Source organism: Streptomyces sp. NPDC059456 (assembly GCF_042750055.1).
Lineage (GTDB): Bacteria > Actinomycetota > Actinomycetes > Streptomycetales > Streptomycetaceae > Streptomyces.
In genome coordinates, this window is record NZ_JBHYVA010000022.1 from 1 (window position 1) to 23,480 (window position 23,480).

The window sequence follows — 23,480 nt, forward strand, 5'->3', positions numbered from 1 at the left end:
ACGGCGGGGGTCCGGACTGCGGGGATCCGGCCTGCGGGGGTTCCGCCTGCCGGGATTCGTCCTGCGGGGTGCGCGGATGCGGGACCGTCGCGGCCGCGCTCGCCGGGGCGGGGGCGGAGGCGGGGGGCGCCGGGGGGAAGACGCGGGGGTCGTTGCGGGTCTGGAACTCGTGGTCCGAGGCGGTCAGGACGGCCCGTACCGCGGTGTCACGGACGGCTTCGGCCAGGTACGCCGACCACGCCCGCCCCTCGCACAGCAGCGCGACGGCCCCGGAATCGCGCAGGATGTGCCCGACCTCTCCCGATTTGTACATGGGGTTGAGGGGGACGACCACCGCGCCGGCCTTCCAGGCGGCCAGCACGGCGAGCACGAAGTGCGGGGTGTTCTGCAGCATGACGGCGACCCGGTCCCCGCGGCCGACACCGCGGGCGGCGAGGTGGCCGGCGACGGAGTCGGAGAGGGCGTCGGTCTGCGCGTAGCCGATGCGGCCGTCGAAGTAGGCCAGCGCGGTGCGCCCGGGGGCGCGGGCGACGGCGTCGCGGAAGGCGTGCAGCAGGCTGGGCGGCGGGCAGACGGGGGCCCGCTGGGCCGGGCTGAGGAGTGCGCGCCACGGCTTGGCGGCGTAGCCGGAGGGCGGGGTCACGTGGTCTCCCACTTCCGCTGGAGGTGGTTCATGCCGGAGAGCCAGCGGTCCGGTTCGGTGGCGCGCGCGGCGTAGTAGTCCGCGACCTCGGGGTGCGGGAGGATCAAGAACCGGCCCTTCTCCATGCCGTCGAACAGTGCGTCCGCAACCGCTGCCGGCTCGATCGCGGTCGGCGCGAGGACGAGTTCGCCCGCCGAGCCCGCGGCCGTCAGCATGTCGGTGCGGACCCCCTGCGGGCAGATGGCGTGCACCTCCACACCGCGGTGGCGGTAGGTCAGCGAGAGCCACTCCGCGAAGGCGAGCGCACCGTGCTTGGTGACACTGTACGGCGCCGCCCCGATCATGGTGAGCAGCCCTGCGGCCGAGACGGTGGACACGAAGCGGCCGCTCCCGCGCTCCAGCCAGTCGGGCAGCAGCAGCCGGGCGGCGCGGACGTGCGCCATGACGTTGGTGTCCCAGGCCGCCTCCCAGACGGCCTCGTCGGCGAACGCGTCCCCTCCCGAGGCGAGTCCGGCGTTCGCGCAGTAGACGTCCACCCGGCCGCCGAGCGCCTCGCGGGCCTCGGCCACGACGGCCGACGCATCGCCCGGGACCGGGATCGCCCGGGCGCCGATCCCGGCCGCCACGGCGGCGGCCTTGGCGGCGTCGAGGTCGTTGACCACGACCGTGGCCCCCTCGGCGGCGAAGCGGTGGGCGAGGGCGGCGCCGATGCCGCCGCCCGCGCCGGTGACGACGACTCGCTGGTCCTGGTACGCGCTCACGGGATCACCTTTCATGGCCGGATGCCCGGCAGACTAACCGGTCGGTATGTCGGGGTGGAAGAGGGACGGCGCCTAGCGTGGCCGAATGACGCTGTCGCGACGGGGGCTGCTGGGGCTGGCGGGAACGACGGGGGCCCTGGGGACCCTCGGGGCGGTGGCCGCGGCACCCGGCCGGGCCCCGGACAAGGACCGGGACCGAGACCAGGACCAGGACCGGGACCGGGCCCCGGGGGTGGCGGCGGCCACCGACCGGGTGCGCACCGGCTTCGAGCAGCTCGCCGCCGACGGCTACGCGGCGCTCGCCGGCCGGCGGATCGGCGTCGTCACCAACCCCACCGGGATCACCGCCGACGCCCGCCACCTGGTCGACGTCCTGCACGCGGACGCCCGGGTGAAGCTGGTGGCGGTGTTCGGACCGGAGCACGGGTTCCGCGGGACGGCGCAGGCGGGCGACTCCGAGGCGGCGGGGCGCGATCCGGCGACCGGGCTGCCGGTGTACGACACGTACGGCAAGAGCGGGCAGAAACTCGCGGACGTGTTCACGGCGGCCGGCATCGACACGGTCGTCTTCGACATCCAGGACGTCGGGGCCCGCTTCTACACCTACATCTGGACCCTGTACGACTGCATGCGCGCGGCCGCGCTCGCCGGCAAGGCGGTCGTCGTCCTGGACCGGCCGAACCCGGTGGGCGGGGTACGGGCCGCCGGCCCCGTGCTGGAACGCGCGTACGCGAGCGGCGTGGGCCGCGAGCCGATCGCGCTCGCGCACGGGATGACGGTGGCCGAGCTGGCCCTGCTGTTCAACGGGGAGTTCCTGGCCGCGCAGCCGGTCGAACTGCACACGGTCCGGATGACCGGATGGCGGCGGGACTCCTTCTTCGGGGCGACCGGACTGCCCTGGGTGCCGCCGAGCCCGAACGTGCCGACACCGGACACGGCCCTCGCGTACGCCGGGACCTGCCTGTTCGAGGGCACCAACCTGTCCGAGGGGCGCGGGACGACCACGCCGTTCGAGGTGGTCGGCGCGGAGGGCGTGGACCGGCGGTGGGCGGAGGCGGCCGGGGCGCTGGGGCTGCCCGGGGTGTGGTTCCGCGAGGCCTGGTTCACGCCGACCTTCTCCAAGTTCACCGGGAAGGTGTGCGGCGGGGTCCGGCTGATCGTGCACGACCGGGCGGCCTTCGATCCGGTGCGCGCCGGGATCGGTCTGCTGGTGACGGCGAAGCGGACGTGGAGCGGGTTCGCGTGGCGCACCGACCACTGGATCGACCAGCTGACGGGCTCGGACCGGGTGCGCACGATGGTGGACGCGGGGGCCGGGGTCGAGGAGATCGCGGCCGACTGGGCGGCGGGACTGGAGCGGTTCGCGGCGGTGCGGGGGCGGTACCTGCTCTACCCGTGAATCCGCGGGTGCCGGGGGTCTGGCCGGGCGGGTGCCGCAGCAGGATGCTGGACGGCACCGGAGAGGCGGCGCGGAGGGGGACCCCATGTCGGACGGAACGGGCAGAAGTGTCGGTATCGGTATCGGAGTCGGTCCGTACGCGGAGTTGACCTTCGACGCCGACGGGGACGTGGACCGGAGCACCCGGGATGCGGTGGCCGCACTGGAGGCCACCGACCTGCTGGTCTTCGCTCACGGCTGGAACAGCGACCGGTCGACGTCGACCCGGCTCTTCGACCGCTTCTACGCACCCTTCCCGGGGCTGGTGGGGGCAGGGGTGCGGCTGGGGTACGTGGGTGTCGTCTGGCCCTCGATCCGGTTCTCGGACGAGCCGATACCGGACTTCGACCCGCCCGGCGCGCTCGCCGAGCCGGGCCACGGGACGGCCCTGGACCCCGCCACGCTGCGGGCGCTCGGGGAGTTCTGGCCGGGGCGGGTGGCGGAGCTGGACCGGGTCGCGGAACTGCTGGAGGACCGGCCGGATTCGGCGGCGGCCTTCACCGAGTTCGGGGCGCTGGTACGGGAGCTGGTGGGCGTGGACACGGTGGATCCGGCGGGCACCGCCCTCGTGGGTCCCGGCGCCCCCGCGGGGACCGGCGTACCCGCGCTGCCCGTGGGGCCTGACGTACCCATGGGGCCTGACATACCCGTGGGGCCCGACGTGCCCGACGTGCCCGCGATCTTCACGCTGGACGTGCTGGAGGTGTGCCGGGTCCTCACCGGGGCACTGGCCGACGCGGGCGCACTCCCCGGGGGCGCCGCCGAGCCCGCCCTCTCCCTCGGAGGCGGCCTGCACGCGCTGTGGAACGGCGCCAAGGAACTGCTGCGGCAGGCCACGTACTACCAGATGAAGAAGCGCGCCGGGACCGTCGGCGAGCACGGCCTCGGGCCGGTGCTCGCCGAACTCGCGGCACACCGGCCGGCCCTGAGGGTCCATCTGATAGGCCACAGCTTCGGGGCCCGGGTGGTGTCCTTCGCGCTGCGCGCGGTGCCGGACGGCGCACGGTACGTGAAGTCCGTGACCCTGCTCCAGGGAGCCTTCTCCCACTACGCCTTCGCGGACCGGCTCCCCCACGACAAGGGAAGCGGCGGCGCCCTGCGCGGCATGCAGCGCAAGGCCGACGGCCCGGTGGTCGCCTGCCACTCCCCGTACGACGCGGCCCTGGGGGTCTTCTATCCGCTGGCCTCCCGGATGGCAGGGGATTCGGCCGGTCTCCTCGGTTTCGACGAGCGGTGGGGCGCGATCGGTCACGACGGGGTACAAGCGCTGCCGGGCACCCCGCGGCTCACCCTCGACGCGGCCCTGCGCTCGGGCGTCCCGGCGGCCGGTTGCGTCAGTGTGGACGCCGGGTCCGTGGTCCGGCGCGGGGGTCCCCCGTCGGGGGCGCACAGCGACATCTGCCACGAGGAGCTGGCCCGGCTCGTGGTTGCCGCGGGGCGCATGGGGCGCTGACTTCCGGCCATGTGCCACCCGCACGCCTCGACCGCCCCCGCATGCGCCCGCACCTGACCGGGCATGTTGGGCACATCTCACGGTGCGTCGTCGTTCGACGTTGTACGACGCCACCCGGTGCGGGCGTGGGCGCGTTCGGAGGTGAAGGTGTGATGGCGGGATTCCGAAGTCTTGCGTACCAGGTGCGGGACGCACGCAATGACCGTGCCCTGCGGCGCCATTCGCTGCGACGCTGCCTGGAGCGGTTCGCTCCGTACGGGCACCGGGCGACGTGGTGGCACCTGTGCGACCGGCACGGCATCGCCCCCGAGGACCGGGCGGCCGATCCGCAGCGGCTGGTCGCGGCGCTGGAGGAGCTGGAGGACGCCCGTGCGGTCTGGCTGGCGTACGAGCGCCAGTTCGCGGAGCGGCGCCGCCGCGAGAAACACCACGGGCTGCGCCGGCCGGAGTGGGCGTGGGGCGGCAGCGGGGACGCGGTGGTGCGGTGCGCCGATCCCGGGGTGCGGCCGGACGGGACGCTGGGCGACGTGCTGCGGCGGCTGGTCACGGCACTGGAGTCGGAGCCGGGGACGGGCTGCCCGGTCTGCGGCGAGCAGGAGCTGCGCTGGCCCGCGCAGCTGCCGGGGCAGAGACGGGGGCCCCGCGCGGGGCATGGCCATTGGGAGGGGGCGTGGGCCTGGGACGGGCCGGTGTGCGCGGGCTGCGGGATCGTCGTGCCCCGGCCGGCGCTGGCCGGCGCGGCCTCGATGACGGACCCGGCTTCGGCGGGGGCGGCATGAGCCCGCGCGGACCGCTCGGGGCGTCGGTGTCGGTGTCGGTGTCGCTGAACGGTGCGCGCAGCGCCGCCGACGGGACCGCCGTGCCGCTGTCACCGCAGGACGTGGTGGAGTCGGCCCTGGGGGCGGTCGCCGCCGGGGCCGGGGAGGTGCTGGTCCATCCGCGGACCCCGTGCGGCCGGGAGAGCCTGTCGCCCCGGGTCGTGGGGCCCGTGCTGGAGGCGTTGCGGGGCGCGGGGGTCTCCGTACCGCTTTCGGTGTCGGCGGGGATCGGGGCCGAGCCGGATCCGGCGGGGCGGCTGGAGCGGGTGCGGTCCTGGACGGTGTTGCCGGACCGGGCGGTGGTGCCCTTCGCGGAGCCGGGGGCCGAGGAGCTGGCGGAGGCCCTGCTGGCGCGGGGCGTGGCGGTGGACGCGGTGGTCCCGCTGGGCCCGGCGGGCGCCGGGCCCGGGCCGACGACGAGCTCGGGTGCCGGGCCCCTGGCGCAGCCTCGGCCGCAGGCGGGCGCGCAGCCGCAGGCGGGGGCCCGGCCCCTGGCGGGGCCTCGGTCGCTGGCGGCGCTGCAGGCGGGGGCGCTGACGCGGTTCCTGGCCTGGCCGGTGCGGGACCCGGCGCGCCTGCGGCTCGTGGTGGAGCTGGCCGCGGCCGATCCGGCGCTGGTGGCGGGGCTGCGGTGGCTGCCGCCGGTGCCGCTGCTGCTGTTCGGGCGGGAGGCCGCCGCCTGGCCGGTGCTGCGGCTGGCCGCGCGGTGCGGTGCGGGCATCCGGACCGGCGTGGGCGACGTACTGCACCTGCCGGACGGGCGGCCGGTCCGGTCGAACGCGGAGCTGGTGGCGGCGGCCCGTGAGGTGGCTGCCGCACAGGCCCCGGCTACAGCCTGGAGCCGGTGAGCCGCTCGCCGAAGACGTCGTCCGGGTTGGACAGGGTGCAGTTCTTCAGCGAGAGGCAGCCGCAGCCGATGCAGTCGGTCAAGTGGTCGCGCAGGCGCATCAGCTGGGTGATCCGCTGGTCGAGTTCGGCGCGCCAGTCCTCCGAAAGCCGGGCCCAGTCCTCGCGGTTGGGGGTGCGTTCCTCGGGGAGCTGGGCGAGTGCGTCGCGGATGGCGGCGAGCGGGATGCCGACGCGTTGGGCGGCGCGTACGAATGCCACCCGGCGCAGCGCGTCACGGCTGTAGCGACGCTGGTTGCCGGCGGTGCGGCGGCTGCTGATCAGGCCCTTGGTCTCGTAGAAGTGCAGCGCGGAGACGGCCGCGCCGCTGCGGGCGGACAGCTGGCCGACGGTGAGCTCGTGGATTTTCTCGGGAATCTGCGGCACGACGCCGAGGGTAGTCGGCCGGTCCGACATTCGTTGACAGACGTGTCGTTGACAGATACAGACGGCCCCACCATGCTGAGCAAGCGCTTATTCGCCCAGGAGAGGGAGAGGCATGGCCGAGCCGAGGGTCTTCACGTCCGCCGAGGAACTGCGCGCAGGGATCGGGGAACCGCTCGGCCCGAGCGGGTGGCTGGAGGTGGACCAGAAGCGGATCGACCTCTTCGCCGACGCCACCGGTGACCACCAGTGGATCCACGTCGACCCGGTGCGGGCCGCGGAGGGCCCCTTCGGCTCCACGATCGCGCACGGCTACCTGACGCTGTCGCTGCTGCCGAGCCTGGTGCCGCAGGTCATGCGGGTCGAGGGCATGAAGATGGGCATCAACTACGGCACGGACAAGGTGCGTTTCCCGGCGCCGGTGCCGGTCGGCTCGCGGCTGCGGGCCACCGCCCTGATCACCGAGGTCACGGAGGCGGGCGGCGGGGTCCAGGTGACGGCGACGGTCACGGTCGAGCGCGAGGGCGGCGACAAGCCGGTCTGCGTCGCGGAATCGGTGTCCCGCTACTACTTCTGAAGCGCGCCGGCGCCGGCGGGCGTGCCGGGGCCGTCCGGGGTCGCACCCACCATGCGCAGCACGAGGTCGGCGTAGAGCGCGCCGACCTCGTCGGGCGTGCGGCGCCCGGCCGCGTTGAACCAGCGGGCCACGTCGATGCACAGGGACAGGACGGCGAGGGTGGTGCCGGGGACGTCGGGCACGTCGAACTCCCCCGCCGTGACGCCGTCGGCGAGGATGCGGCGGACGGCGGCATCGCTCCGCCGGCGCAGCTCCACGATCTCGGAGCGGTGCTCCGGAGCGAGGGCGTCGAGCTCGTACTGGACCACGCGCGCGGTGGTGTGGTGCGCGGCGTGCCAGAGCACGAAGGACCGTACGGCGGCGTCGAGCCGCTCGGCGGCCGTGCCCGGGCCGCAAGCGGCGGTCTCCAGGATCTCCAGGGCCTTGTCGTGGCCGATCCGGCTGATCCGGTGGAGCAGTTCTTCCTTGGTCTTGTAGTGGATGTAGAGCGCGGCCGGACTCATTCCGGCTCGTCCCGCGATGTCACGTGTGGTGGTGGCGTGGTAGCCGCGCTCCGCGAACGCTTCGACCGCGGCGACGAGCAGCCGCCGCGCGGCGTCGGGGGTGACCTCCGACCACGGCCGGTAGCCGCCGGTCGTCTCCTCCGCGCTGTCCATCGCTCGCTCACCCTCTTCGTTCCCGTGGAAGGAACACCTTACCGGAGGGTGAGCAAGCGCTTAGCCGAGATGGGCGACATGGCGGGCTTTGCGCTCAGACCTTCGGCTGGAAGGGGTCGTAGTCGGCCATGATCTTCTCCATGCGGGCCTGGTCGACCCGGCTGACGATCTGCGTGAGCTCCTGGCGGTCGCGGATCACCTTGGCGAGGGTGAAGGCCGAGGTGGTGAGGTAGAGGACGGCGATGCCGAGGAAGGCGCGGACCCAGCCGTCCACCTGGAGGTGGTAGATCCCCAGGGCCACGGCACAGATCGCGATGCCGAAGGACGCGACGGCCTGGCCGTAGTACGCCGCCGAGTTGCGCTGCTTGACCGGTGTCTCGTTCATGGACCCAGCATCGGGCGGCGTGACCGGGACCACATGCGCGCACGTACTCAGGTGCGTACTCAGAAGGGTGCGTGCGCGCCGGGCGCGGGCGTGCGTTCAGAAGGCGGAGACGCCGGTGCGGGCGCGGCCGATCAGCAGCTTCTGGATCTGGCTGGTGCCCTCGTACAGGGTCATCACGCGCGCGTCGCGCAGCAGCTTGCCCGCCGGGTACTCGTCGATGTAGCCGTACCCGCCGTGCACCTGGAGGGCGTTGCCCGCCGCCCGCACGGCGGCCTCGGACGCGAAGAGCTTGGCGGTGGAGGACTCGGTGGCGAAGGGCTGCCCTCGGTCGACGAGGTCGGCCACCCGCCAGGTGAGCAGGCGGGCCGCGTCCACGTCGACCGAGATGTCGGCGATCAGCTCCTGGACCAGCTGGTGGTGGGCTATCGGCTTGCCGAACTGCTCGCGCTGCGCCGCGTACGAGACGGCCGCGTCCAGTGCCGCCTGTGCGATGCCGACGCAGCCCGCGGCGACCGACATCCGGCCCTTGGCCAGCGCGGACATCGCCACGGAGAAGCCCTTGCCCTCGGGGCCGAGCATCGCCGAGGCGGGGACGCGGACGCCGTCGAGGGCGAGTTCGGCGGTGGCCTGGCCGCGCAGGCCGAGCTTTCCGTGGACCTCGCGGCGGGTGAGTCCGGGGGTGTCCGCGGGGACGAGGAAGGCGGAGATGCCCCGGTGGCCCGGCTCGCCACCGGTGCGGGCGAAGAGGAGGACCACGTCGGCCCAGGTGCCGTTGGTGATGAACATCTTGCTGCCGCTGATGACGTACGCGTCCCCCTCGCGCACGGCGCGCGTGGTGAGGCCGGCGGCGTCGGAGCCGGTGCCGGGCTCGGTCAGGCCGAAGCAGCCGAGCGCGTCGCCCGAGCAGAGGCGGGGCAGCCAGGCCCGCTTCTGCTCCTCGGTCCCCCAGGCGGCGATGGTCTTGGCGACCAGGCCGAGGGAGACGGAGACGATCCCGCGCACCGCGGAGTCGCCGCGGCCGAGCTCCTCGGTGACGAGGACGTAGGCGAGGTGGTCGCCGCCGGAGCCGCCGTACTCCTCGGGGACGGTCAGACCGAGGAAGCCCAGGTCACCGAGCTTCTTGACGATGCCCCGGTCCACGCTCTCGGCGCGGTCCCAGGCGGCGGCGTACGGGGCGATCTCGCGCTCGGTGAACTCGCGGGCGAGCCGGCGTACGGCCTCCTGCTCCTCGCTCAGCTCCAGGTTCACCGGGCACCTCCGGGGGTCCGGCGCCAGGTTAACTAGCACCGGTAGTTTTTGGCGGGCAGGCCCTACTATGTGGCGCATGGCCAGACCGCGCAAGCCCCTCCTGAGCAGAGACCGCATCGTCGAGGCGGCGGGCGCACTGGTGGACGCGGAGGGGCTGGAGGCGGTGTCGACGCGGCGGCTGGCCGCCGCGCTGGGGGTCAGCGGGCCCTCCCTCTACAACCACTTCCGCACGAAGGACGAGATCCTGGACGCGGTCGCGGACGCGGTGAGCGCCAGAGTCGACTTGTCGATGTTCGAGCCGGGGGCGGGCCGGGACTGGCGGACCGCCCTGCACGACTGGGCACGCTCGTACCGGGACGCGCTGTCCGACCACCCGAACATCGTGCCGGTGCTGGCGCGCGGCCCGGGCCGGCGCCCGGCCGGCCTGCGGCTGGCCGACGCGGTGTTCGGCGCGATGACGGCGGCGGGCTGGCCGCCGGCGCAGGCGACCCGGATCGGGGCGCTGATGCGGTACTTCATCCTGGGCTCGGCGGTGGGCTCGTTCGCCGGCGGGTTCGTGGACGACGAGGCCGCGTACGACCCGTCGGACTACCCGCACCTGGGCCAGGCCCATCTGCTGGCCGAGCGCCGGCGCGAGGTGGACGACGGCGCCTTCGACACGGGCCTCGCGGCCCTGCTGGACGGCCTGGCCCTCCAGTACGAGGCCCTGACGGCAAGGGCGCCGGGCGCCGCCGCGGCGACGCCCGGACCCTGGAGGACGACTCCGGGGGACGAACCCGGAAGACGGCCCTAGAACACGATCAGCGAGCGGCCGCCCTTGCCCGTGAGCATGGCGTCGAAGGCGGCCGGGATGCCGTCGAGGGTGATGCGGTCGGTGACCAGGGAGGCCAGGTCGAGGCGGCCCGCCCGGACGTGGTCGGCGATCACCGGGAGGTCGCGCGCGGGGTCGCTGTTCCCGTACACGCAGCCGGTGAGGGTGCGGGCGAAGTGGAAGATCTCCAGGGCGTGGAAGGAGACCCGCTGCTCCTTGCCGCCGATGCCGACGACCGTGGTGCGGCCGCCGCGGCGGGTGGAGTCCCAGGCTCCGCGGATGGACTCCGCCCGGCCGACGCACTCGACGGCGACGTCGGCGCCCTGCCCGCCGGTGAGGGCGCGGATCTGCTTGGCGGTGGTGTCGGAGGCGAGGACGAACTCGGTGGCTCCGGCCGCCCGGGCCAGTTCCTCCTTGGCCGGGGAGACGTCGACGGCCACGATCGGGCCGGCCCCGGCGATCCGGGCGGCCTGGAGGGCGGCCAGGCCGACGCCGCCGACGCCGAAGACGGCGACGGACTCGCCGGGACGCACCCGGGCGCTGTTGCGGACGGCGCCGTAGCCGGTGAGGACGGCGCAGCCGAGCAGGGCGGCTTCGGCGAGCGGGATCCCGGCGGGCGCGGGCAGTACGCAGTTGGCCGCGACGACCGTCTCCTCGGCGAACGCGGCCACGTTCAGCCCCGGGTGCAGCGGCGTGCCCTCGGCGTCGTGGGCGTGGACCGCGCCGACTCCGGTGAGTGCCTTGGCGCAGAGCCAGACCTCGCCGATGGAGCAGTGGTGGCACTGCCCGCAGGACGGGGACCAGTTGAGCACCACCCCGTCGCCGGGGGCGACGTGGGTGACGCCCTCGCCGACGGCGAGGACCGTCCCCGAACCCTCGTGACCGAGGACGGCGGGGACCGGAACCGTCATGGTGCCGTCGGCGAGGGAGAGGTCGGAGTGGCAGACACCGGCTGCGGCGAGCCGCACCCGGACCTGACCGGGGCCGGGATCGGGCAGGACGATGTCCCGTATCTCCAGCGGGGCTCCGACTGCGGGCAGGATGGCGGCGCGGACCATGGTCGATTCCGTCTCTCGGGGCTGAAGGGCAGCGGGGTTCGGGGCTAGAACTGCAGGGACTTGGTCTGGAGGTACTCGGCCAGGCCGTGCGGGCCGAGCTCGCGGCCGACGCCCGATTGCTTGTAGCCGCCGAAGGGCGCGAGCGGGTTGAAGCGTCCGCCGTTGATGTCGACCTGGCCGGTGTCCATGCGGCGCGCGAAGGCGACCGCCGTCTCCTCGTCGGCCGCCCAGACGGCGCCGCCCAGCCCGTACACCGTGCCGTTGGCGATGCGCAGGGCCTCGTCCTGGTCCTCGTACGGGAGGATCGACAGCACGGGGCCGAAGATCTCCTCCTGTGCGATGGTCATCTCGGGCGTGACGTCGGCGAACACGGTCGGGGCGATGAAGTACCCGCGCTCGTGCGGCGCGTCGGGGCCGCCGGCCACGAGACGAGCACCCTCCTCGACGCCCTTGGCGATGTATCCGCGCACGCGGTCGCGCTGCTTGGCGTTGACGACCGGGCCGAGGCGGGTGCCCGGGTCGAGGGGGTCGCCGGAGGGGTACTTGGCGACGGCGGCGGCCGCGAGGGAGACGGCCTCCTCGTACTGGTCGCGGTGGACGAGCATCCGCGTGAGCGCGTTGCAGCTCTGGCCGGAGTTGTTCATGACGTGGCCCACGCCCGCCGCGACGGCCTTGGCCAGGTCGGCCCCGGGCAGGATGACATTGGCCGATTTGCCGCCGAGTTCGAGGGCGACGCGCTTGACGGCGGCGCCGGCCGTGGCGCCGATCTGCCTGCCGACCGCGGTGGAGCCGGTGAAGGAGACGAGGTCGACCCCTTCGTGCGCGGCCAGCGCCTGACCGGCGACCGGGCCGGTACCGGTCACCAGGTTGAACACACCCGCCGGGATGCCCGCCTCGTGCACGGCTTCGGCGAAGAGCTGTGCGGTCAGCGGGGTGTCCTCGGCCGGCTTGAGGACGAGGGTGCAGCCGGCGGCGAGAGCGGGTGCCACCTTGGCAACGATCTGGTGCAGCGGGTAGTTCCAGGGCGTGATGGCCCCGACGACGCCGACCGGCTCCAGCAGCACCGTGGAGTTGCCGATCCGCTCTTCGAAGGCGTACGAGGCCCCCAGCTCGGCGAACGAGGAGGACACCGCGATCGGCGCACCCACGTGGACCATCTCCGAGAAGCCCCTCGGCGAGCCGAGCTCGGCGGTGATGATCTCGGTGAACTCGCTCTTGCGGGCGACCAGCACGTCGCGCAGCGCCCCGATCAGCGCGGCCCGCTCGGCCGGAGCCGTGGCCGCCCAGCCGGGGAAGGCGGCGCGGGCCGCGCGTACGGCAGCGTCGACGTCGTCCGCACTGCCGGCCGGGACCCCGCCGATGACCTGCTCGTCCGCCGGGTTGACCACCTCGATCCGCTCGCGCCCGGCGGCGGGCCGCCATGCGCCGTCGATGTACATCCCGTCGTGGGCCTTCATGGCTTTCCTCCCGAGCACGCACCAGCGCGTAGAGACCTGACCTCGTTCGACCAGCCTACAAACTAGCGCCGGTAGTTTTCGGTGCGCCAGGGGTGCCCGGGATCAGATGATGCCGAAAAGCATCCCCGCCCCGAGGACGACGAGGGAGGTGAGGGCCGCCCATTTCACGGTGAAGCGGGTGTGGTCGCCGAACTCGACCTTGGCCATGCCGACGAGGACGTAGACGGCGGGAACCAGCGGGCTGGACATGTGCAGGGCCTGGCCGACCAGCGAGGCGCGGGCGATCTCGAGCGGGGAGACCCCGTGGGCGGCGCCGGCCTCGGCGAGCACCGGCAGCACGCCGAAGTAGAAGCCGTCGTTGGACATGAAGTAGGTGAGCGGCAGGCTGAGCAGGCCGGTGACCAGGGCCATGTGCGGGCCCATGCCCTCGGGGATGGCGCCGACGAGCCAGTCGGCCATGTGCTTGACCATGCCGGTGCCGCTGAGGACGCCGGTGAAGACGGCGGCGGCGAAGACCATGCCGGCGACGTTCAGGACGTTGTCGGCGTGCGCGGCGATCCGGGCCTTCTGGTCGGGCATGTGGGGGAAGTTGACGGTGAGGGCGAGGGCGGCGCCGAGGAGGAAGAGCACCGGGATGGGGAGCAGCTCCGTGATCATCGCGGTGAGGAGGGCGACGGTGAGGCCGGCGTTGAACCAGTAGAGGCGCGGACGCAGCGTCGGGCGGTCGGGGTCGAGCCCCTGGAAGCCCTCGCCCTGGGCGGCGGAGCCGGAGCCCGGTGCGGGACCCAGGGCGGTGCCGGTCCCGGCGGGCCCGGTGGACTCCGTGGCGGCCGTCCCGGATACGGCCGACCCGGATTCGGCCGTTCCGGATTCGGCCGTTCCGGTGTCGGCGGACCCGGTCGTGGTGACCAGCAGACGCTCCTCGGCGGGCTCCGGAACCTGCTCGGACGCCTGCTCGCCGGTGCCGGGGATGGCCAGCGTCCCGATCCGGCGGCGTTCCCTGACGCCGAGGACGTACGCGAGGCCGAACACGAACAGCAGACCGACCGCGAGGGCGGGGATCATCGGGACGAAGATGTCGGAGGCGTCCACCTTGAGGGCGGTGGCGGCGCGCGCCGTGGGGCCGCCCCAGGGCAGGGTGTTCATGACGCCGTTCGCGGTGGCGGCGACGCCCGTCATCACCACCAGGCTGAGGCCGAGCCGCTTGTACAGCGGGTACATGGCCGACACGGTGATCATGAAGGTGGTCGATCCGTCGCCGTCGAGCGAGACGATCGCGGCGAGGACGGCGGTGCCGACCACGACCCGCACCGGGTCCGCCTTGCAGAACCTCAGGATGCCGCGCACGACCGGGTCGAACAGCCCGACGTCGATCATCACGCCGAAGTAGACGATGGCGAACATCAGCATGGCGGCGGTCGGCGCGAGTTTACCGACGCCGTCGATGACGTAGTCGCCGAGGTGGGCGCCCTTGCCTGCGAACACGCAGAACAGCGCGGGAATGAGGACGAGCGCCGCGATGGGCGACATTTTCTTCAGCATGATCAGGACCAGGAAGGTGGCGATCATGGCGAAGCCGAGGAAGGTCAGCATGCAGGGAACGTAGGGGCCTCCCCGTGGCGTCAACAAGACGTCGGGGCGTGAGCAATACGAGCAAAACCCCAGCTCAGGGCAGTGGTGTCAGCTCGACGGGGAAACCGTTGAGCACCGCCGTGCCGGACAGCGGGTCGAGCCGGGAGCCGTCGAGGAGCTGGTTGACGTTGGCGCCGGGCGCGGTGGAGGCGACGGAAAGGCGGGCCCCGTCGCGGTCGTGGCCCCAGCCGTGCGGAAGGCTCACCACACCGGTCCGGACGCTGTCGGTGACCTCGACCGGGACTTCCAGGCTGCCGCCGTCGGAGGTGATCCGGGCCAGGCCGCCCTCGGTGAGGCCGAGCCGTCCGGCGTCCAGCGGATTCACCTGGAGGGTGCAGCGGTTGGAACCTCCGGTGAGGGCCGGGACGTTGTGCAACCAGCTGTTGTTGGACCGCAGATGGCGGCGGCCCACGAGCACCAGGGCGGCGGGGCGGTCGGCGAGCGCCGCGCGCAGCCTGGGGAGCTCGGCCGCGATCGGGTCCGGGATCAGCTCGATCCTGCCGCTGCGCGTCCTCAGCACGCCCGGGAGCCGGGGCCGCAGCGGGCCCAGGTCGATGCCGTGCGGGTGCGCGAGCAGCCGTTCCAGGCTGAGCCCCTCTTCCGCTCCCGCCCGGGGGGCGGAGTCGGCTCCGAACCGGTCCCCGTACGGCCCGAGTCGGAGCATCAGGTCGAGCCGCCGCTCGGGGCCGCTCTCCCCGGTGAGCAGGCCGGCCAGGTGCGCCGGGTCCTGTCCGTACAGCGGCGAGCGCGGGTCGGCGGCCTCCTGGGCGAGGGCGCCGTGGATGACCCTGTCGTCCACGGCGTCCGGTGAGGCGGATCCGTGCATGCCGGAGACGGCCAGGACGAGGCGGGCATGGATCTCGCACTCGTCGAGGCGTCCTGCTTCGAGCGGGACGGCGGCGCGGGTGTAGCGCGCCTGGTTGCGGATGGCGAACCCGTTGAAGGCGAAGTCGTGGTGTGCGCTCTGCGAGGGCGGCGGCGGAGGCAGCACGACATGGGCGTGGCGGGAGGTCTCGTTGAGGTACGGATCGATGCTGACCATGAAGTCGAGCCCGGCCAGGGCCGCGTCGAGGCGCCGCCCGTCGGGGGCGGAGAGCACCGGGTTGGCGGCGATGGCGATCAGGGCGCGGATCCGCCCCTCCCCCGGCGTCTCGATCTCCTCGGCCAGGGCGGCGATGGGCAGTTCGGCCTTGGCCTCGGGGTGGCCGCTGACCCGGCTGGTCCAGCGCCCCAGGGTGAAGCCCTTCCCGGGACCGGCGGTACGGGGCCGCGGCCCGGCGGCCGGGAGCGGGAAGAGGACTCCCCCGGGCCGGTCGAGGTTGCCGGTGAGGATGTTCAGCACGTCGACCAGCCAGCTGGCGAGCGTGCCGTACTCGACGGTGCAGCTGCCGATCCGTCCGTAGACGGCGGCGGTGGGCGCGGCCGCGAGGTCGCGGGCGAGGTCGCGGATCTCGGCGGCCGTGAGGTCGCAGGCGGGGGCGACGGCCTCAGGGGTGAAACTCCCGAGGGCTGCGGCGAGTTCCCCGAGCCCTTCGGTCAGTTCCTCCAGGGCGCCGGGTGCGGCGAGCTTCTCGGCGAGGAGGGTGTGCGCGAGGGCGGCGAGCAGCAGGGCGTCGCTGCCGGGGCGGGGCGCCAGGTGGCGGTCGGCGAGCTTGGCCGTGCGGGTGCGACGGGGATCGACGACGATCAGGGTGCCGCCGCGGGCGCGCAGCGCCTTGAGCCGGCCGGGGAAGTCGGGCGCGGTGCACAGCGAGCCGTTGGACTCGACCGGATTGGCCCCGAGGAGCAGCAGCAAGTCGGTGCGGTCGAGGTCGGGGACCGGGATGGCGAACGGGTCTCCGAACAGGAGTCCGCTGGAGACGTGCTTGGGCATCTGGTCGAGGGTGCTGGCGGTGAAGAGGTTGCGGGTGCCGAGGGCCTTGAGCAGGAGCGGCGGGTAGAGGGCGCCCGCCATGGTGTGCACGTTCGGGTTGCCGAGGACCACGCCGACGGACTGGGCGCCGTGCTCCTGCACGAGGGCCGGGATCGCGGCGGCGACGGCCTCGTACGCCTCGTCCCAGGTGGCTTCGCGCAGTCGGCCGTCGCGGCGGACGAGGGGCGTGCGCAGCCGGTCGGGGTCGGTGTCGAGCGCGCCGAAGGCCGCGCCCTTGGGGCAGATGAACCCGCGGCTGAACACGTCGTCGCGGTCCCCGCGGGCGCCGGTGACGGTGGTGCCCTCGATGGTGAGGGTGAGGCCGCAGGTGGCTTCGCAGAGGGGGCAGATGCGCAGGGCGGTGCGGGTCATGGGCCCTCCAGGGACGGCAGGCTGCGACGTGAACACGCCGACGGGCCGAGCATACCGACCGGTAGGCACGGTGGGGAGGGGCGTGCCAGCGGGGGCGGGCCGGTGGCGGCGGGGGCGGGCCGGTGCCAGCGGGGGGCGGGCCGGCGGCGGGTCAGTCCAGTACGCGGGCCAGGTAAGCGTGCATCATGGCCCGGGTTTCGGCCACGATGGCGGGGTCTCCGGCCGGGTCGGAGCGGAAGGCCAGCTTCGTCAGCGCGTCGGTGGCTTCGACGGCGACCAGGACCGCCCGCTCCAGGGTGGCGTCCGGGGTCAGGCCCAGGTGCGCGCCGAGCAGTGCGGTGAGCCGCACGGCGACCAGCCGGTTGGGGTCCGCGGCCGGGCCCCCGGCCGGCGGTACGGGCACCCCGAAGTCGACGAGCGCGAACCCGGGGACGGTGCGCTTCATCGCGAGGTATTCGTCCAGGACGGCGTCCACGACGGGGCGCCAGCCGCCGGCCGGGAGGGCGGCGAGGCGTTCGGTGATGCCTTCGCTGTAGCGGTCGAGGTTGCGGTGGGCGAGGGCGATGGCCATGGCCCGTTTGTTGCCGAAGAACCGGTAGACCGAACCGATGGGCACGCCGGCGCGCAGGGCGACGGCGCGGGTGCTGAGGTTCTCGTACCCGGTCTCGTCCAGGAGTTCGGCGCAGGCGTCGAGGATCCGGGCGAGCCGGTCGGCGCTGCGCTGCTGGATCGGCGTCCGGCGCATGGGGTGGGCGGGGGGCACGGGGTCCATCATGCCGCTCCTGGCCTCTCGGTTCAGCAGGAGTGTCAGTTCAGGAGGAGGCCGATCCCGCCGACCGTGTAAACGATCATGAGCGCGAGCATCGGCAGCTGCCCGGCGACGGCCCTGGCGGGCGGGAAGAGGCGTACGGAGCGGTCGTGGGCGGCGATCACGCCGAGTACGTGGCCGGTGACGACGGCGATGACCTGGAGGGCTGCGAGAGCCCCGGGGCCCAGTGGCGACAAGGGTTCCGGGGCGTTGTCAGTGCCGAGTGCCATGATTACTGTGCGTGGTCCTTCGGTGACGAGGAGGGAGAAGTAGTGGGCGATGAGATAGCCGAGTGCGATCGGTACGAGTGAGTGCGCGAAGGCGGTCAGCGGGCCCGGGTGCGGGCCGCAGACGAGGCGAGTGGCCGCTGCGCACAGGCAGTAGAGGGTGGCGACGAGGGCGATGGAAGCGAGCAGTCCGAGCGTGGCCGTGGGGGTGCGGCCGAGGGGGGAGGTCTGGAGGGTGTTGATCCACGACGGGTCGTCGGAGTAGCCGTCGTAGGCGGTGGAGCCGAGCAGGACGCAGACGGTGGCGACGAGTCCGGGCCGCTCGGGCGTCGCGTCGAGTCCGTGGAAGGGGTTGCGTAGGACGAGGCGGCCGTCGCTGCGGCGGCCGAGGGGAGAGAGCCGGGCCAGGAGGGCGGAGTAGGCCTCGAAGGCGTCGGCGTCGGCGAACCAGCGCTCTCCGAAGCGGGCGGCGAGTGCCAGTTGGACGACGGCGTAGCCGGTAAGAGCGGTCAGGAGGGTGGTGGTGGATGCGGGATCCGGAGCGGCGAGTTCGAGCCAGGTGAAGCCGAACAGTGCGGCGGCGGCCGGCCATTGGCCGAGCCGGGCGGGAAGGGGGGCGGGGGCATGTCGCCGGGCGCGGGGCAGTCGGCGGCCCAGGCGGTGGAGGGTGCGGAGCGGGTTGAGCAGGCGCCAGACGGGGCCGAGGAGGAGGGAGGCGGGCACGAGGCCGACCCAGAGGAGTACGTAGACGGCGCCGGGGGCGGGGTTGCGCCCGGGGTCGTCGGGGCCGAGGAGCAGCGAGAGGAGGACGGCGAGCGCGGCGGCGTGACCGAGCCCGCGCAGGGCGGTGCGGGTGGCCGGCGCGTCGGCGATCCGCTCCAGGGCGGCGGGCAGGGCGAGGCCTGACCGGTCGCCGCGGAAACGGGAGGAGGACCAGAGCAGACCGAGTGCGAGGAAGGAGACGAACAGCGCGGCGAAGGCTCCGGCGAACGCGTAGAAGGGAGAGATCGGCAGATCGTGCTGGGACCCGATCCCGTGTGCGAGCAGGGTGGGCGGATCGGCCGGGCGAAGGACCACGCCCCGGCCCCCGCCACCAGTGCCCGCGCCGGGTACGAAACCCGGCCCGACCGGGATCACGGCGCACTCCCCGCACGCCCCCGCTCCCCACCCCGGAAGGGGAACGGGACCACGCACACCCCGCCCGCGAACGGGGCCGACGCCGGCACGGACGGGGTCGGCTGGGCCGGGGTCGGGACGGACCGGGTCGGCACGGACCGGGTCGGCTGGGGTGGGGTCATCGGACCAGGAGCTGGGTCAGGACGAGATGGGACCCGTGGGTCTCTACCTCGAAGAGACCCGTGCGGTCGGCCGTCAGGACCAGGGTGGCCTCCTGGCCCGCCGGCAGGGCGAGTTCCTTGTCGTAGCCGTGGACGTGAAGGGTGTCCGCACGGTCGCTGGTGACGCGCAGGGCGACGCGTTCACCGCGCCGGAGTTCCGTGCGGCCCGGGGCGGGCGTCACCTTGCCGTCCCGGACGGTGACGGTGACGGTGCGGTCGGCCGGCGCCTCGGACGGCACCGGTGTCGGCGAGGGCGGGGTGTGGCTGTGGCCGCCGCTCTGGCCCGGGGCGGCGGCGGTGAGTTGCAGCGTGCCCTCGATCGCCTTGCCGGTGACGGCCCAGGCGGTGTGGTCGTCCGCGTAGAGGCGGACGGTCAGGGTGTGCACGCCCTCGGGGACCTGCGCGGCGGGCAGGTGGAACCAGGGGCCGTACAACCGGGCCAGTTTCCGGCCGTCGAGCTCCAGGTGCGCGTGGCCCGCGCCCGGGAGGGCGGCGCCGCCGGTGCTGTCGGGGGTGAAGCGGAAGTTCTTCACCGTCAGCTGGAGGTTCCAGCCGTCCTCGGAATCGGGGCGGGCGGCGAGCTGGACCTGCGGCGCGCCCTCGGCCGGGACCTCGCGGAGCCGGTGCCCGGTGGGGTCCTGGGCTTCGAGCAGGGTGCCGACGCTGCCGGTGGCCTGCTCGTGGCTGGTGCCGGGCTTGTGGTGGGTGGTGGCCCGCCCGCCGCAGCCCGTCGCCGCGCCGCCGGTGAGCAGCAGGACGAGCGCGAGAAGGGTCGCGGCCCGGGCCCCCCGCCGCGGCGGCACCCCGACGGGCCGCACCCCCACAGGCCGCGCCTCGACGGGCGGCACCCCGACGGGCCGCGCCCCGATGGGCGGAGCCCCCGCGGGGTGGGTTTCGTAGTCGTCGGACCTGAGGGGGCGTGGGCCCGTGGGCCGTTCGGTGCTCACTGGGCTCCTCCTTCGGTCAGCAGGGCTCCCGTGCCCCGGCCGCCCGCGGGATCGGCACCCGGGTCGGCCGGGGAGCGGGACGGGGGTGCCGGGTGGGCCGGGCGGGAGGCGGCGATCGTCGCCCACAGCACCCAGGGGACGGCGACGCGCGCGCGGATCCAGGCGGGGCCGACGGGGATCCAGGGGATCATCAGGACGGCCTTGTCGAAGGCGTCCAGCAGGGTCAGTACCGCCAAGAGCAGGGTCAGCCGCGCCAGCCAGGGGCGGGTGGACCGCAGGGCGAGGCCCGCGCCCGTCCACCACAGGCCCAGCAGGAGCAGCGCCAGGGCCGGTACGAAGGTGCCGACGAGCGGCATGGTGGAGCCGGCCACGTCCAGGGCCAGCCCGGCCAGGCCCAGCAGTGAGGCCGCCGCGCCCAGCCGGGAGCCCCGCAGGCGGCGCCACCACAGCACCCCGCCGACCAGGGCCAGGACCGCCGCCACGGCCAGCGCGATCTGGGTCTCCACCCGCTCCGGGCCGCGCGCGCCGTACCAGTCGCAGCCGGCCGGGAGCCTGCGCGCCTGGACGTTGTAGTCGGCGCAGACCAGCAGCTGGGCCAGTTTCACGGGCTCGCCCACCAGCCGGGCCGGGCCGCCCGACACCGCGCCCCGGCGCTCGCCGCACTCCGGGAGCGTGCCGGGGGTGGAGCCGTCGGGTCCGGACTGCCAGCAGTTGCCGCGGCCCTGGCCGTCCCACCACACGTCCATGCCGTTGGGGCGGTCGGCGCCGGACCTGTCCTTGCCGAGCACGTTCCCGGCGTAGCGGTTGTGGTGGGAGGTGTCGGCCTGCTTCGACCACTTCTCCTCGCCGCGGATGAAGGCCGGGACCGCCGAGAGGAAGAAGCCCGCGCGCCGGTGTCCGTACACCCAGTTGTTCTCGTAGACGTTCCAGTTGCCGCCCGCGGTGATGATGCCGGTGCCCGGCGGCATGGAGATCTGCGGGCAGACCACCCCCTGCTCGTAGCCGCGCTCGACGGGCGGCTTGGCGCAGGTGCCGTCGGCGACGTACCCGTAGTAGTCGGCGTTGTTGTCGTGGATCAGGTTCCGTTCGAACCTGGCGTGGTTCTGCGGGAGTCCGGGGTGCCCGGGGAAGGCGCTGTCCATCGAGGCGCCGCCCATGTTCTGGTCGAACTCGTTGTCGTGCACCCACACCGAGTCGCCCGCGGTGCCGGAGTAGCCCACCATGTTGTGGTGGCTGTGGCAGCCGGTGATCTCGATGGAGTAGCGGGGTACGTCGTAGCCGCGTCCGTCGTTGATGTTCGAGGCGCTGCCGGGGTAGATGCCGGAGTCGCCGTTCCCGTACGACTCGCAGTTCTTGTAGAGCCCGTGGTCGCTGGCGAAGGTCAGGAAGCCGTACTCGTCGTTCCAGCGGGTCAGGACGTCGTCGATGACGAACCCGTCGCCCGCCAGCACGTACAGCGAGTTGAAGGTGGTCCGCTGGGCCGTGAAGTTGCGGAAGTAGATGCCGTTGGACTTGTCGGCGCGGATCGCGTTCAGCTTCTGGTACTTGGCGTCGATGACGACGTCGAGTCGGGTGGCGCCGGTGCCCTCGATCTGGAGGTCGGTCTTGCCGAGGACGGCGACGAGGTTCTGGTTGTGCCGGCACTGCACCTGCTGCTCGTAGCTGAGGATCTGGTAGCCGAGCGCCGAGTCGGGGGCCTTGAGCGCGGCGCACTCGCCCGTCGGTTTCGGCAGTGAGGGCTCCTCCTCGTACAGGCCGGGGAGGATCGCGATGTTCATGCCGGGCCGGTCCACGGCGTCGACGGCTTCCTGGAGGTGCCGGTAGCCGCTCTTCTCGCACCGCTCGTACAGGGCGAGGTTGCGCTCCTTCAGCTCCTGCGGGAAGGCGGATATCCGGCGTTCGAAGGCGGGCCGGTCGGTCTTGCAGACCAGCAGGTCGGGCTCGGCCTTCCGGTACTGCGGTACGGACCCGGTGCCGTCCGGCAGGGTCACGGGGCGTTCCTCGTGCGCGCGGGCGGCGGGCGCGGCGGCGAAGAGGGACACGAGGGCGAGGAGGGCGGCGAGGAGCGCCGCCGGCACGGCAGGGAACCTGCGGGTCCACGACATGCGCGTGAGAGTAGAGCAATGTTCACCTTTTTGGATCCCCCGTGGCACGACGAATCACACCGCCCCGGGCCCCCGCCCCGCACCGCCCGGCACCCCACCACCCCGCACCCACCCCGGAACGCCACCCCGCACGGTTCCGGCCGGTCGCACCGGGGAGCCATTGACGCGCGGGCCGCGGAATCCTACTGTCGACCATAGGATTCCTTCGACAGCCACAGAGCGGGAGCACCCATGAGCGAGCAGGCCAGGAAGACGGCGGAGGCACTGGAGTACCTCACCGGCTTCGGCAACGAGCACAGCTCGGAGGCCGTCCCCGGCGCCCTGCCGCCCGGCCGCAACTCGCCCCAGCGGGCCCCCCTCGGCCTGTACGCCGAGCAGCTCAGCGGCAGCGCCTTCACCGAGCCCCGCTCGCACAACCGCCGCTCGTGGCTGTACCGCATCCGCCCGTCGGCGGCCCACCCGCCGTTCACCCGGATCGACAACGGCGCCCTGCGCTCCGCGCCCTTCACCGAGGCTCCCGCGGACCCCAACCGGCTCCGCTGGAACCCGCTGCCCGACCCGGCCCCCGGCACCGACTTCCTGGCCGGCCTGTGGACCCTCGGCGGCAACGGCGACGCCACCCAGCGCACCGGCATGGCCATCCACCTCTATTCCGCCAACGCCTCCATGACCGACCGGGTGTTCAGCGACTCCGACGGCGAGCTGCTGATCGTCCCCGAGCGCGGCGGCCTGCTGCTGCGCACCGAGCTCGGCCTGCTCAGCGCCGGCCCCGGGGAGGTCGCGCTGATCCCGCGCGGCGTGCGCTTCCGGGTGGAGCTGCTGGACGAGGACGCCCGCGGGTACGTCTGCGAGAACTACGGCCGCCCCTTCGAGCTGCCGGACCTCGGCCCCATCGGCGCGAACGGCCTCGCCGCCGCGCGCGACTTCCGGGCCCCGGTGGCCGCGTACGAGGACGTCGAACGCCCGACCGAGGTGGTCAACAAGTTCTGCGGCAACCTCTGGGCCGCCACCTACGACCACTCCCCGCTCGACGTGGTCGCCTGGTACGGCACGCACACCCCGTACGTGTACGACCTGCGCCGCTTCAACGTCCTGGGTTCCATCAGCTACGACCACCCGGACCCGTCGATCTTCACCGTGCTGACCTCGCCCTCCGACACCCCGGGGCTGGCGGGCGTGGACTTCGTGGTCTTCGCCCCGCGCTGGCTGGTCGGCGAGGACACCTTCCGCCCGCCGTACTTCCACCGCAACGTCATGAGCGAGTACATGGGCCTGATCGAGGGCGCCTACGACGCCAAGGCCGAGGGCTTCGTGCCCGGCGGCGGCTCGCTGCACAACATGATGTCCGCGCACGGACCGGACCGGGAGACCTTCGACCGCGCCAGCGCCGCCGAACTGAAGCCGCAGAAGATCGACGACGGCCTGGCCTTCATGTTCGAGACCCGCTGGCCGATCACCGCCACCACCCAGGCGGCCGGCGCCGAACACCTCCAGCGCGGATACGACGACGTCTGGCAGGGGCTCCAGCGGCACTTCCGCGCCTAGTATCGCTACGCGCCACGCGCC

The 23,480-nt window shown here is 73.6% G+C and carries 21 protein-coding genes; 7 read left to right on the forward strand and 14 right to left on the reverse strand.

What is annotated here, in order from left to right:
• Both ACFXA3_RS03920 and ACFXA3_RS03925 read right to left on the reverse strand, forming a co-directional pair.
• The coding region (locus ACFXA3_RS03920) for an AMP-binding protein (RefSeq protein ID WP_385181507.1) at window positions 1-643 on the reverse strand (643 nt) is incomplete at its 3' end.
• On the reverse strand, window positions 640-1,419 hold the full coding sequence (locus tag ACFXA3_RS03925) for an SDR family oxidoreductase (protein ID WP_385181510.1): 780 nt from the start codon (window positions 1,417-1,419) through the stop codon (window positions 640-642). The genes ACFXA3_RS03925 and ACFXA3_RS03920, both read right to left, overlap by 4 nt.
• Before the next feature lie 70 nt (window positions 1,420-1,489).
• On the opposite strand from ACFXA3_RS03925, the gene ACFXA3_RS03930 reads away from it, so the two are divergent.
• The 4 genes from ACFXA3_RS03930 to ACFXA3_RS03945 all read left to right on the forward strand — a co-directional run bounded on the left by ACFXA3_RS03930 (window position 1,490) and on the right by ACFXA3_RS03945 (window position 5,961).
• Window positions 1,490-2,803: an exo-beta-N-acetylmuramidase NamZ domain-containing protein gene (locus tag ACFXA3_RS03930; RefSeq protein ID WP_385181513.1), complete on the forward strand. Its 1,314-nt coding sequence runs from the start codon at window positions 1,490-1,492 to the stop codon at window positions 2,801-2,803.
• Between the two features lie 85 nt (window positions 2,804-2,888).
• Window positions 2,889-4,295, forward strand: coding sequence for a serine-threonine protein kinase (locus ACFXA3_RS03935; protein WP_385181516.1), 1,407 nt, complete (start codon window positions 2,889-2,891; stop codon window positions 4,293-4,295).
• A gap of 152 nt (window positions 4,296-4,447) precedes the next feature.
• Window positions 4,448-5,074 (forward strand): hypothetical protein, encoded by a 627-nt coding sequence (locus ACFXA3_RS03940; RefSeq protein WP_385181519.1) that lies wholly within the window; start codon window positions 4,448-4,450, stop codon window positions 5,072-5,074.
• Entirely contained in the window at window positions 5,071-5,961 is an 891-nt protein-coding gene (locus ACFXA3_RS03945) for a 3-keto-5-aminohexanoate cleavage protein (RefSeq protein ID WP_385181522.1), read from the forward strand. Before ACFXA3_RS03940 ends, ACFXA3_RS03945 begins: the two co-directional genes overlap by 4 nt.
• On the opposite strand, the gene soxR is transcribed toward ACFXA3_RS03945, so the two are convergent.
• Window positions 5,942-6,385, reverse strand: a complete 444-nt coding sequence (gene soxR / locus ACFXA3_RS03950) for a redox-sensitive transcriptional activator SoxR (protein WP_385181525.1) — start codon at window positions 6,383-6,385, stop codon at window positions 5,942-5,944. The two genes, ACFXA3_RS03945 and soxR, sit on opposite strands and share 20 nt — an antisense overlap.
• Window positions 6,386-6,497: 112 nt before the next feature.
• Between soxR and ACFXA3_RS03955 the strand changes: the two genes are divergently transcribed.
• Window positions 6,498-6,959 carry a MaoC family dehydratase gene (locus ACFXA3_RS03955; protein WP_385181527.1) on the forward strand — a complete coding sequence of 154 codons (462 nt, stop codon included), beginning with the start codon at window positions 6,498-6,500 and terminating at the stop codon, window positions 6,957-6,959.
• Here ACFXA3_RS03955 and ACFXA3_RS03960 read toward each other — a convergent pair.
• The 3 genes from ACFXA3_RS03960 to ACFXA3_RS03970 form a co-directional block, all read right to left on the reverse strand.
• Entirely contained in the window at window positions 6,950-7,615 is a 666-nt protein-coding gene (locus ACFXA3_RS03960; RefSeq protein WP_385181529.1) for a TetR/AcrR family transcriptional regulator, read from the reverse strand. The genes ACFXA3_RS03955 and ACFXA3_RS03960 overlap by 10 nt on opposite strands.
• A 94-nt stretch (window positions 7,616-7,709) precedes the next feature.
• On the reverse strand, window positions 7,710-8,000 hold the full coding sequence (locus tag ACFXA3_RS03965) for a YiaA/YiaB family inner membrane protein (RefSeq protein ID WP_352214464.1): 291 nt from the start codon (window positions 7,998-8,000) through the stop codon (window positions 7,710-7,712).
• A 96-nt stretch (window positions 8,001-8,096) separates the two neighbouring features.
• Window positions 8,097-9,248 carry an acyl-CoA dehydrogenase family protein gene (locus ACFXA3_RS03970; protein ID WP_385181532.1) on the reverse strand — a complete coding sequence of 384 codons (1,152 nt, stop codon included), beginning with the start codon at window positions 9,246-9,248 and terminating at the stop codon, window positions 8,097-8,099.
• A gap of 76 nt (window positions 9,249-9,324) precedes the next feature.
• Here ACFXA3_RS03970 and ACFXA3_RS03975 point away from each other — a divergent pair, with 76 nt between their 5' ends.
• Window positions 9,325-10,041, forward strand: a complete 717-nt coding sequence (locus tag ACFXA3_RS03975) for a TetR/AcrR family transcriptional regulator (RefSeq protein ID WP_385181534.1) — start codon at window positions 9,325-9,327, stop codon at window positions 10,039-10,041.
• On the opposite strand, the gene ACFXA3_RS03980 is transcribed toward ACFXA3_RS03975, so the two are convergent.
• The 8 genes from ACFXA3_RS03980 to ACFXA3_RS04015 all read right to left on the reverse strand — a co-directional run bounded on the left by ACFXA3_RS03980 (window position 10,038) and on the right by ACFXA3_RS04015 (window position 21,914).
• Entirely contained in the window at window positions 10,038-11,117 is a 1,080-nt protein-coding gene (locus ACFXA3_RS03980) for a Zn-dependent alcohol dehydrogenase (protein ID WP_385181537.1), read from the reverse strand. The two genes, ACFXA3_RS03975 and ACFXA3_RS03980, sit on opposite strands and share 4 nt — an antisense overlap.
• Before the next feature lie 44 nt (window positions 11,118-11,161).
• Entirely contained in the window at window positions 11,162-12,574 is a 1,413-nt protein-coding gene (locus ACFXA3_RS03985) for an aldehyde dehydrogenase family protein (RefSeq protein ID WP_385181540.1), read from the reverse strand.
• A gap of 102 nt (window positions 12,575-12,676) precedes the next feature.
• Window positions 12,677-14,167: a CitMHS family transporter gene (locus tag ACFXA3_RS03990; RefSeq protein WP_385181543.1), complete on the reverse strand. Its 1,491-nt coding sequence runs from the start codon at window positions 14,165-14,167 to the stop codon at window positions 12,677-12,679.
• A 73-nt stretch (window positions 14,168-14,240) separates the two neighbouring features.
• Window positions 14,241-16,490: a molybdopterin-dependent oxidoreductase gene (locus tag ACFXA3_RS03995; protein ID WP_385181546.1), complete on the reverse strand. Its 2,250-nt coding sequence runs from the start codon at window positions 16,488-16,490 to the stop codon at window positions 14,241-14,243.
• Window positions 16,491-16,641: 151 nt separating this feature from the next.
• Window positions 16,642-17,262: a TetR/AcrR family transcriptional regulator gene (locus tag ACFXA3_RS04000; protein ID WP_385181576.1), complete on the reverse strand. Its 621-nt coding sequence runs from the start codon at window positions 17,260-17,262 to the stop codon at window positions 16,642-16,644.
• A gap of 35 nt (window positions 17,263-17,297) precedes the next feature.
• Window positions 17,298-18,602 (reverse strand): hypothetical protein, encoded by a 1,305-nt coding sequence (locus tag ACFXA3_RS04005; RefSeq protein ID WP_385181549.1) that lies wholly within the window; start codon window positions 18,600-18,602, stop codon window positions 17,298-17,300.
• 217 nt (window positions 18,603-18,819) lie between these two features.
• Complete coding sequence (locus tag ACFXA3_RS04010) at window positions 18,820-19,680, reverse strand: hypothetical protein (protein WP_385181579.1); 861 nt, start codon at window positions 19,678-19,680, stop codon at window positions 18,820-18,822.
• Window positions 19,681-19,805: 125 nt separating this feature from the next.
• A complete protein-coding gene (locus ACFXA3_RS04015) occupies window positions 19,806-21,914 on the reverse strand; it encodes a right-handed parallel beta-helix repeat-containing protein (RefSeq protein ID WP_385181552.1) in 2,109 nt (702 codons plus the stop codon).
• A gap of 231 nt (window positions 21,915-22,145) precedes the next feature.
• Between ACFXA3_RS04015 and hmgA the strand changes: the two genes are divergently transcribed.
• Window positions 22,146-23,459, forward strand: coding sequence for a homogentisate 1,2-dioxygenase (hmgA, locus tag ACFXA3_RS04020; RefSeq protein ID WP_385181555.1), 1,314 nt, complete (start codon window positions 22,146-22,148; stop codon window positions 23,457-23,459).
• Window positions 23,460-23,480: the final 21 nt, after the last annotated feature.

Bases quoted from the DNA above. Each gene is read 5' to 3' on its own strand.
- ACFXA3_RS03925 (WP_385181510.1), bottom strand. From the start codon at position 1,419: ATGAAAGGTGATCCCGTGAGCGCGTACCAGGACCAGCGAGTCGTCGTC.
- ACFXA3_RS03930 (WP_385181513.1), top strand. From the start codon at position 1,490: ATGACGCTGTCGCGACGGGGGCTGCTGGGGCTGGCGGGAACGACGGGG.
- ACFXA3_RS03935 (WP_385181516.1), top strand. From the start codon at position 2,889: ATGTCGGACGGAACGGGCAGAAGTGTCGGTATCGGTATCGGAGTCGGT.
- ACFXA3_RS03940 (WP_385181519.1), top strand. From the start codon at position 4,448: ATGGCGGGATTCCGAAGTCTTGCGTACCAGGTGCGGGACGCACGCAAT.
- ACFXA3_RS03945 (WP_385181522.1), top strand. From the start codon at position 5,071: ATGAGCCCGCGCGGACCGCTCGGGGCGTCGGTGTCGGTGTCGGTGTCG.
- ACFXA3_RS03955 (WP_385181527.1), top strand. From the start codon at position 6,498: ATGGCCGAGCCGAGGGTCTTCACGTCCGCCGAGGAACTGCGCGCAGGG.
- ACFXA3_RS03960 (WP_385181529.1), bottom strand. From the start codon at position 7,615: ATGGACAGCGCGGAGGAGACGACCGGCGGCTACCGGCCGTGGTCGGAG.
- ACFXA3_RS03965 (WP_352214464.1), bottom strand. From the start codon at position 8,000: ATGAACGAGACACCGGTCAAGCAGCGCAACTCGGCGGCGTACTACGGC.
- ACFXA3_RS03975 (WP_385181534.1), top strand. From the start codon at position 9,325: ATGGCCAGACCGCGCAAGCCCCTCCTGAGCAGAGACCGCATCGTCGAG.
- ACFXA3_RS03980 (WP_385181537.1), bottom strand. From the start codon at position 11,117: ATGGTCCGCGCCGCCATCCTGCCCGCAGTCGGAGCCCCGCTGGAGATA.
- ACFXA3_RS03985 (WP_385181540.1), bottom strand. From the start codon at position 12,574: ATGAAGGCCCACGACGGGATGTACATCGACGGCGCATGGCGGCCCGCC.
- ACFXA3_RS03990 (WP_385181543.1), bottom strand. From the start codon at position 14,167: ATGCTGACCTTCCTCGGCTTCGCCATGATCGCCACCTTCCTGGTCCTG.
- ACFXA3_RS03995 (WP_385181546.1), bottom strand. From the start codon at position 16,490: ATGACCCGCACCGCCCTGCGCATCTGCCCCCTCTGCGAAGCCACCTGC.
- ACFXA3_RS04000 (WP_385181576.1), bottom strand. From the start codon at position 17,262: ATGGACCCCGTGCCCCCCGCCCACCCCATGCGCCGGACGCCGATCCAG.
- ACFXA3_RS04015 (WP_385181552.1), bottom strand. From the start codon at position 21,914: ATGTCGTGGACCCGCAGGTTCCCTGCCGTGCCGGCGGCGCTCCTCGCC.
- hmgA (WP_385181555.1), top strand. From the start codon at position 22,146: ATGAGCGAGCAGGCCAGGAAGACGGCGGAGGCACTGGAGTACCTCACC.